Origin of the sequence: Streptomyces sp. NPDC051219, from assembly GCF_040682335.1 — a bacterium.
Taxonomy (GTDB): Bacteria; Actinomycetota; Actinomycetes; order Streptomycetales; family Streptomycetaceae; genus Streptomyces.
The window spans coordinates 112,614-119,601 of record NZ_JBFBAS010000022.1 but is presented as its reverse complement, the minus strand read 5'-3'; the positions used below and the strand labels follow the sequence as shown (position 1 = coordinate 119,601).

Here is a 6,988-nt window from a genome sequence, read left to right as displayed (position 1 = left end):
CACCCGGATGGCCGACCAACTCGACACCGCCATCGAACAAAACGGCAAAGGCGACCTGGCCGCCCTCCTGACCGGAAACGACACCTGGACCGTCATCGGCTGACGATCCACCGCTCTCCCGAGGCCCGGACTTCCCAGGAGGTCCGGGCCTCGTCGTATGTCCCGCGCGTCGACCTGTCATGACCGTATGGCGATACGGGTATGACATCTGGCCCTCCCGGCGTTACCTTCATGGAATTGGCGTACAGCAGGGCAGGCAGGACAGGAGGGCCCGTGAAGGGGACCGGCGAGCAGCGGGCGGGACTGCTGTACGGCTTCGGCGCGTACGGGATGTGGGGCCTCGTCCCCCTCTTCTGGCCTCTGCTGAAGCCCTCCGGGGCGATCGAGATACTCGCCCACCGCATGGTGTGGTCCCTCGCCGTTGTCGGCATCGCCCTGCTGGCGCTGCGTCGTTGGGCCTGGATCGTGGAGCTGGTCCGGCAGCCCCGGAAGCTGGGGCTGGTCACGATCGCCGCGGCCGTCATCACCGTCAACTGGGGCGTCTACATCTGGGCCGTGAACAACGGGCAGGTGGTCGAGGCGTCCCTCGGGTACTTCATCAATCCACTGGTCACCATCGCGATGGGCGTCCTGCTGCTGAAGGAGCGGCTGCGCAGGGCGCAGTGGGCCGCCGTCTCCATCGGCTTCCTCGCCGTGCTGGTCCTGGGCATCGGCTACGGCCGGCCGCCGTGGATCTCCCTCATCCTGGCGTTCTCGTTCGCCACGTACGGCTTCGTGAAGAAGAAGATCAACATCGGCGGGCTCGAATCCCTGGCCGCAGAGACCGCGGTCCAGTTCCTCCCCGCACTGGGCTATCTGCTGTGGCTGGGCTCCACCGGCTCCGCCACGTTCGGTCCCTCCGGACTGGGCCACGCCGCGCTCCTGGCCGCGACGGGCCTGGTCACCGCCATCCCCCTGGTCTGCTTCGGCGCGGCGGCGATCCGCGTCCCGCTGTCCACCCTGGGCCTGCTCCAGTACCTGGCTCCGGTCTTCCAGTTCCTGCTGGGCATCGTGTACTTCCACGAGGCCATGCCTCCGGAGAAGTGGGCGGGATTCTCCCTGGTGTGGGCGGCTCTGGCCATCCTGACCTGGGACGCGCTGCGCACCGCCCACCGCACCCGGGCGGACGCGCTACGGCTGCCTCTCGAGGCTCCCCTCGTGAGCACCTCGCAGGCGGAGCGCACCCTCCGCGCCGAGCGCACCCCCGCTTCCTGATTCCGTCGGCCGTTCCCTGCGGGTGCGGAGGCCGAAGGACGTGATCAGTGCACCCAGCACCACCATTGCCACCGGCACGGTCAGTGCGGCGCGGAACGCCTCCAGCGTGGACTGCGCGGAGCCGTCACCGCCCGCCGCGGCCAGACCGTACACCGCCGTCACCGCGGAGATGCCGACCGCGGAGCCGAACTGGGTCGCGGTGGCCAGCAGCCCGCCCGCGAGACCCTGCTCCCGCTCCGCGACCCCGTCGGTCGCGGCGATGGTGAGCGGATCGTACGCCAGCGCGAACGCGGTTCCGGTGACGTACGCCCGCTGCGGTCTCGTACGCGGCGCCCTTCTCCGGCGAGAGCCGCGCACCCTCACCCAGCCGAGTGCGACGCCCGCCGGGCTCGCGATGAAGTCCCACACCTCGGCAGGTGGACGGGGCAGTGTCTTCGAGACGCCGATCTCCCAGCCGGCGTCCCGGGTGAGTCCTGTGGGCATCAGCTCTCTCCTTCCTCTCCTTCGTACTGCCGTGCCCGGTGCGCCCGGACCTTGTTGCGATTGCCGCAGCGCTCCATCGCGCACCAGCGGCGGCGGCCGGGGCGCGAGGTGTCGACGAACAGCAGCGAGCAGTCGTGCGAGCCGCATTCGCGGATGCGGTGGGCGTACGGGCCGGTGATCAGGTCCACCGCGTCCCGTGCGACGGCCGACAGAAGTTGGGTGCCGGTGGCTCCGGGGACCCAGTCGCGGGTGCCGTCCGGTGCGATCCGGGGCGCGGGCGGTTCCTGAGCGGCGGCCGCGTTGACGACCGCCAGGCTGGAGGGACACAGCGGCCGGCCGTGCGCGCGGTCGCCGGCGAGCTGCCGTATGGCGTCCCGGAGGGCGCGGGCCGCGGCGACCTCCTCGGCGTCCACGACCGGGTCCAGGCCGTTCGGCAGCCTGCTTTCCCCGGCCCATCGCACCATGTCGGCGGGGTCGTGCAGCACCTCGTAGCGCGCCAGAGCCCCCGGGCCTCCGGTGGGCAGCAACTCAAGGCTCAGCGCACCGGGGTCGAAGAGATAGGGACGCCCTTCCGGGGTGCGAAGGGTCAGTCCCGTTGCGGCGTCGCTCATGTAACCACTATAACTGGTTAGCATGACTCTGCACTGGAAACTCGTGATCGACGCATCCGACCCGCACGCGCAGGCCGACTTCTGGGCCGCGGCCCTGGGCTACGAGGTCGAGGACAACAGCGCTCTTATCGAGCGTCTCCGCCAGTACGACGCGGTGCCCGAGGGATCGACAGTGGAGTCGCACGGCCGCGCCGCCTGGCGCGATTTCGCCGCCGTCCGGCATCCGGACGACTCGTACGAGGAGGACAGCGGATCGGGCCTCGGGCGCCGACTGCTGTTCCAGCGCGTACCGGAGGGGAAGACGACCAAGAACCGGCTCCACCTCGACCTGCACGTCGGAGAGGAGCGCCGGGACGCGGAGGTCGCACGTCTGACAGAACTGGGGGCGACCGTTCTCTACAAGGCGGAGGAGCCCATGGGGGAATGGACGACGATGGCCGACCCCGAGGGGAACGAGTTCTGCGTGGAGTGAGCCGGGCCTGGCCCCCGAACGCGCCCAGGGCGTACTTTCCGGATCTTGCCAGCCGATCCGGAAAGTACGCCCTGGTTCGCAATCCGAACATCGATGACCGGTTTCCGCTCTTGACGGAGAGTCAGACTCTCGCTGAACATCAGGCACGCACTGCCGCACCAACAGCGTGAGCAGTTTCAGCAGTTAGCACAGCTCCAACGCCCTGTGACACCGCCGTCGCAGGGCGTCTCGCACGTTCCGTCCTGTCCCCGTACGGAATTCGGAGCCCCCACATGACTCTCTCCGTCTCCAGACGCATGACCGCAGCCGCCGCACTCGCAGTCGCGGGTCTGCTCGCCTCCGGCGCCCCCGCGGCAACAGCCGGACCCGCGGCCGCCGTTGCCGCGCCCGACATACCGATCGCCAACGTCAAGGCCCACCTCACCCAGCTCCAGACCATAGCCACCAGCAACGGCGGCAACCGCGCCCACGGTCGGGCCGGCTACAAGGCCTCCATCGACTACGTGAAGGCCAAGCTGGACGCCGCCGGGTTCACCACGTCGCTCCAGACGTTCACCTCGAGCGGCGCCACCGGCTACAACCTGATAGCGGACTGGCCCGGCGGTGACCCCAACTCGGTCCTGATGGCGGGCGCCCACCTCGACTCGGTGTCCTCCGGCGCCGGCATCAACGACAACGGGTCGGGCTCGGCCGCCGTGCTCGAGACCGCGCTGGCCGTCTCGCGCGCACAGCTCCAGCCGACCAAGCACCTGCGGTTCGGCTGGTGGGGCGCGGAGGAACTGGGGCTCGTCGGCTCCAAGTACTACGTCAACCAGCTGTCGGCCACGGAGCGTTCGAAGTTTTCCGGGTACCTGAACTTCGACATGATCGGCTCTCCCAACCCCGGGTACTTCGTCTACGACGACGACCCGGCCATCGAGAAGACCTTCAAGGACTACTTCGCCGGCGTCGGCGTCCCCACCGAGATCGAGACCGAGGGCGACGGCCGCTCGGACCACGCGTCGTTCAAGAACGTCGGCATACCGGTCGGCGGCCTCTTCACCGGCGCCAGTCGTACGAAGACCGCCGCCCAGGCGCAGAAGTGGGGCGGCACCTCCGGTCAGGCCTTCGACCGCTGCTACCACTCGTCCTGCGACACCACGACGAACATCAACGACACCGCGCTCGACCGCAACAGCGACGCGATCGCCCACGCCATCTGGACGCTGGGCACCGAGACGCCCGTACCGCCCGGTGACGTCTACGAGAACACGGCCGATGTCGCGATCCCGGACAACGGCGCCGCGGTGACCTCCACCGTCACGGTCTCGGGGCGGACGGGCAACGCGCCCGCCACCCTCAAGGCCGGGGTGGACATCAAGCACACCTGGCGCGGCGACCTGGTCGTGGACCTGCTCGCCCCGGACGGGACCGCGTACCGGCTGAAGTCCTCCAGCTCGAACGACTCCGCGGACAACGTGATCGCCACCTACACGGTGAACGCGTCCGCCGAGGCCGCGAACGGCGACTGGAAGCTGCGCGTCCAGGACGTGGCGGCACAGGACACCGGCAAGATCGACAGCTGGAAGCTCACCTTCTGATATTCCGCCGGAAACACCGAAGCAGCCCGGTTCCGGCCGCTTGAGTCCGCCGCCCCGTCGCCCCGCCGCCCGTCGGTACCGGGGCGGCGGGGTCGGTCGCGTCCTGCTACTTCGCCTCGTTCGCGGCCTTCACCAGCGCGTCCTTCGTGACCGCACCGACGTAGACCTTGCCGTCGTCCGTCATCAGAGCGTTGACCAGGCGGGTGGAGAACACGGTGCCGGAGCCGAACTTGCCCGTCACCTTGTCACCCAGCGAGTCCAGGAACGCCCCGGCCTCCGGCGGAACGTCGCCGCCCTTCCCTGACGGGACACCCTCGCCGCCCGGGGAGCTGATCTCGGCGATCGCGGTCCAGCCCCCGCCGATGACGTTCATGCCCTCGAAGTCCTCGAAGCCGCCGAAGCCGCCGAACTCCCCGAGCCTCTCGAGGTCCTTCGCGCCCTTCTCCCGCTCGGCGGCCGACTCGTCCGCCTCGGTCACCTTCACACCCTTGGGCGGGCTGAACGCGAACGTCTCCGCGGACGGCTTGCCGAAGTCGACCTTGGTGAAGCCCGCGTCGATCGCGGCCTTGCCGCCCCCGCTCGGCGTGAGCGTGAACTTGAGAGGGACGCCGTTCTCCGCGTCCACCGCGACCTTGATCGAATCGATCGTCGAGCCGGCCTGCTTGGGCTTGATGACCAGCTGGTAGGCGTCCCGGCCGGCGACCTGCGCCGTACCGCCGACGGTCACCGACGTGGTCTCGTCGACGGCCTTGAGCGCCTCTTCGGCCAGCGCCTTCGGCGAGCTGGGCACCCCCTCCGGGAGCTTCTCGTCGTGCGTGCCCCGCTCGCCCTTCTTGCCGTGCTCGCCGGCAGGGGCCTTCGCGTGGAACGCCTCCATGGACTTGCTGTCGTATCCCCAGACGTCGTCGCCGTTGTGAATGAGGCTGTACTCGGAGCCGTCTCCCAGGACGGTGATCTTCTGCCGGTCCGGGCCGTCGGCGGCCACGCGCAGCGTGTGGGTGCCGGAGGCGAGCTCCATCAGCTTCTCTTCGGGCGCCGCGGACGAGCCGGAGGCGTCGTCGGAAGCGCCCAGGCCGGAGGCCAGGCCACCCAGGGAGGGGAAGCCGAGATCAGTCTTGATCTTCACCGTGCCGGAGAGCTGCTCGGTCTCCGATGCGGCGATCTTCTCGATGAGTTGTTGTGCCGAGATCTTCGGCAGGTCGGGGTCGCTGTCGGAAGCAGCAAGCGCCGGGACGAGCCCGATGGTCGCCGCCGCCACCCCTGCCACCGCGACCGGGACGGCGTAGCGTGCTGCCTTGCGGCGGCCCGCCACGGGCCTCGTACCCTCGTCGGTGCTTGTAGTGGGACTGTTCGGTGCCATGGTGTGCCCTACCTCCGTGGTCGGTGCTTACTATCTGACCAAATCGGCCGGGCCGTGGCGTCAGACCCCGGGATCAACTACGCGTACTGCTCTGGGATGACAAAAGGCGGCGCCGCCTCCCCCGTCCAGTAGGGGAAGCTGCGCGTACCTGACACCCCGTAGGGGATCGACGCCGGAGTCGGCGCTGCAGTCAGCTCTGGATGAAGACGTAGTCGGCCTGGTACGGGACCGCCGTGACGGCGCCGGCTTTGCAGGTACCGGCCGGGGCGACGCCGCCGACCGTGTTCAGCCGCAGGATCTCGGTGGTGTCCGCGAACAGCCCGCGCTTCTTGCCGGACTGGGTGGCCTGGATGTCCAGCTCCGGGATGTTCCCCTCGCCGTTCGGGGTCCTGGCGATCAGCTTGCCGGTGACGGCGCTGCGGTCGGGGGCGCTCCACTGCGGCGTGCCGGAGTTCGGAGCCACGAAGGAGTGGGCGATGTGGCCGCCGAGCACGGCCCGTACGTCGCGCTGGAGGAAGGCGAACTTGCCGTCCTCGCCCTTCTTGCACTCGTAGATCTGCTTGCCCTGGACGACAGACGCTTGAAAGTTGTCGAGCGCGTCCGCGAAGTCGAACGGGTCGGTCACCCCGTGGAACTGGCCGCGGACGGCGCCGCCCGGGAACTCGGCGGTGTGCAGATTGGCGTAGAAGCCGGTCGGCCGGGCCTTGAAGGCGTCGAGCAAGGCCGTGTTCTCGACCTGCACAGTGCCGGTGGCCGTTCGCCACCCGCCCTTCCCGTGCTTGCCGAGCTTGCCGAGCTTGCCCGTGAAGTCGATCTTTACGCCGCCGTTGCTGCCCTTGGCGCCCTGGTGGATGTGGAGGGCCGTCGGCCGGTCCGTACCACGCCACTTGACCGCGAAGGACACCTGGTCGCCCTTGACCTGGATGAACTCCAAGGCCGCGCCGTCCTTGTCCCCGGCGGCCGGGCCGCCCTTCACCGGCACCTCGTTGGCACCGTTCAGGCTCGCGGCGAACAGGGCGACGCCCGATCCGCCGGTCGCCGGCCCGCCGCTGTGCGCGAAGGCGGGCAGGACGGCGAGTGTGACGCCGGCTGCCGCCGCGACAGCGGTGGTCCCGATGGCAAGAGCCTTACGCCGAGGGTTCGCGATGCCGCTCATGATGTGGTTTCTCCCCGTACCTGCCGCCAACGCCCAGTGCGTTAGCTTCTGGGCATGAGTACGGAACGCATC

At 69.4% G+C, this 6,988-nt stretch carries 6 protein-coding genes and 1 pseudogene; 3 read left to right on the top strand and 4 right to left on the bottom strand.

Going from position 1 to position 6,988, the window contains the following annotated elements; all coding sequences use genetic code 11:
• The first annotated feature begins 273 nt into the window (after nucleotides 1-273).
• On the top strand, nucleotides 274-1,254 hold the full coding sequence (gene rarD, locus AB0M62_RS23655) for an EamA family transporter RarD (RefSeq protein WP_366076274.1): 981 nt from the start codon (nucleotides 274-276) through the stop codon (nucleotides 1,252-1,254).
• On the opposite strand, the pseudogene AB0M62_RS23650 reads toward rarD, so the two are convergent.
• Together AB0M62_RS23650 and AB0M62_RS23645 are read right to left on the bottom strand one after the other, a co-directional pair.
• A pseudogene (locus AB0M62_RS23650) lies at nucleotides 1,171-1,557 on the bottom strand (MFS transporter); the annotation flags it as partial. The gene rarD and the pseudogene AB0M62_RS23650 sit on opposite strands and share 84 nt — an antisense overlap.
• Nucleotides 1,558-1,736: 179 nt before the next feature.
• The gene (locus AB0M62_RS23645) at nucleotides 1,737-2,348 is read right to left on the bottom strand and encodes a CGNR zinc finger domain-containing protein (protein ID WP_366076273.1); all 612 of its coding nucleotides are present in this window, start codon (nucleotides 2,346-2,348) and stop codon (nucleotides 1,737-1,739) included.
• 22 nt (nucleotides 2,349-2,370) lie between these two features.
• On the opposite strand from AB0M62_RS23645, the gene AB0M62_RS23640 reads away from it, so the two are divergent.
• Together AB0M62_RS23640 and AB0M62_RS23635 are read left to right on the top strand one after the other, a co-directional pair.
• Entirely contained in the window at nucleotides 2,371-2,820 is a 450-nt protein-coding gene (locus tag AB0M62_RS23640) for a VOC family protein (RefSeq protein ID WP_366076272.1), read from the top strand.
• A 272-nt stretch (nucleotides 2,821-3,092) separates the two neighbouring features.
• The gene (locus tag AB0M62_RS23635) at nucleotides 3,093-4,400 is read left to right on the top strand and encodes a M28 family peptidase (protein WP_366076271.1); all 1,308 of its coding nucleotides are present in this window, start codon (nucleotides 3,093-3,095) and stop codon (nucleotides 4,398-4,400) included.
• A gap of 106 nt (nucleotides 4,401-4,506) precedes the next feature.
• On the opposite strand, the gene AB0M62_RS23630 is transcribed toward AB0M62_RS23635, so the two are convergent.
• Together AB0M62_RS23630 and AB0M62_RS23625 are read right to left on the bottom strand one after the other, a co-directional pair.
• Entirely contained in the window at nucleotides 4,507-5,760 is a 1,254-nt protein-coding gene (locus AB0M62_RS23630; RefSeq protein WP_366076270.1) for a DUF2092 domain-containing protein, read from the bottom strand.
• 190 nt (nucleotides 5,761-5,950) lie between these two features.
• Complete coding sequence (locus AB0M62_RS23625) at nucleotides 5,951-6,916, bottom strand: CHRD domain-containing protein (RefSeq protein WP_366076269.1); 966 nt, start codon at nucleotides 6,914-6,916, stop codon at nucleotides 5,951-5,953.
• Between the last annotated feature and the right edge of the window lie 72 nt (nucleotides 6,917-6,988).

Excerpts from the sequence above, each read along its gene's own strand:
- AB0M62_RS23630 (WP_366076270.1), bottom strand. The coding sequence starts at position 5,760 with ATGGCACCGAACAGTCCCACTACAAGCACCGACGAGGGTACGAGGCCC.
- AB0M62_RS23625 (WP_366076269.1), bottom strand. The coding sequence starts at position 6,916 with ATGAGCGGCATCGCGAACCCTCGGCGTAAGGCTCTTGCCATCGGGACC.
- AB0M62_RS23635 (WP_366076271.1), top strand. The coding sequence starts at position 3,093 with ATGACTCTCTCCGTCTCCAGACGCATGACCGCAGCCGCCGCACTCGCA.
- AB0M62_RS23645 (WP_366076273.1), bottom strand. The coding sequence starts at position 2,348 with ATGAGCGACGCCGCAACGGGACTGACCCTTCGCACCCCGGAAGGGCGT.
- AB0M62_RS23640 (WP_366076272.1), top strand. The coding sequence starts at position 2,371 with ATGACTCTGCACTGGAAACTCGTGATCGACGCATCCGACCCGCACGCG.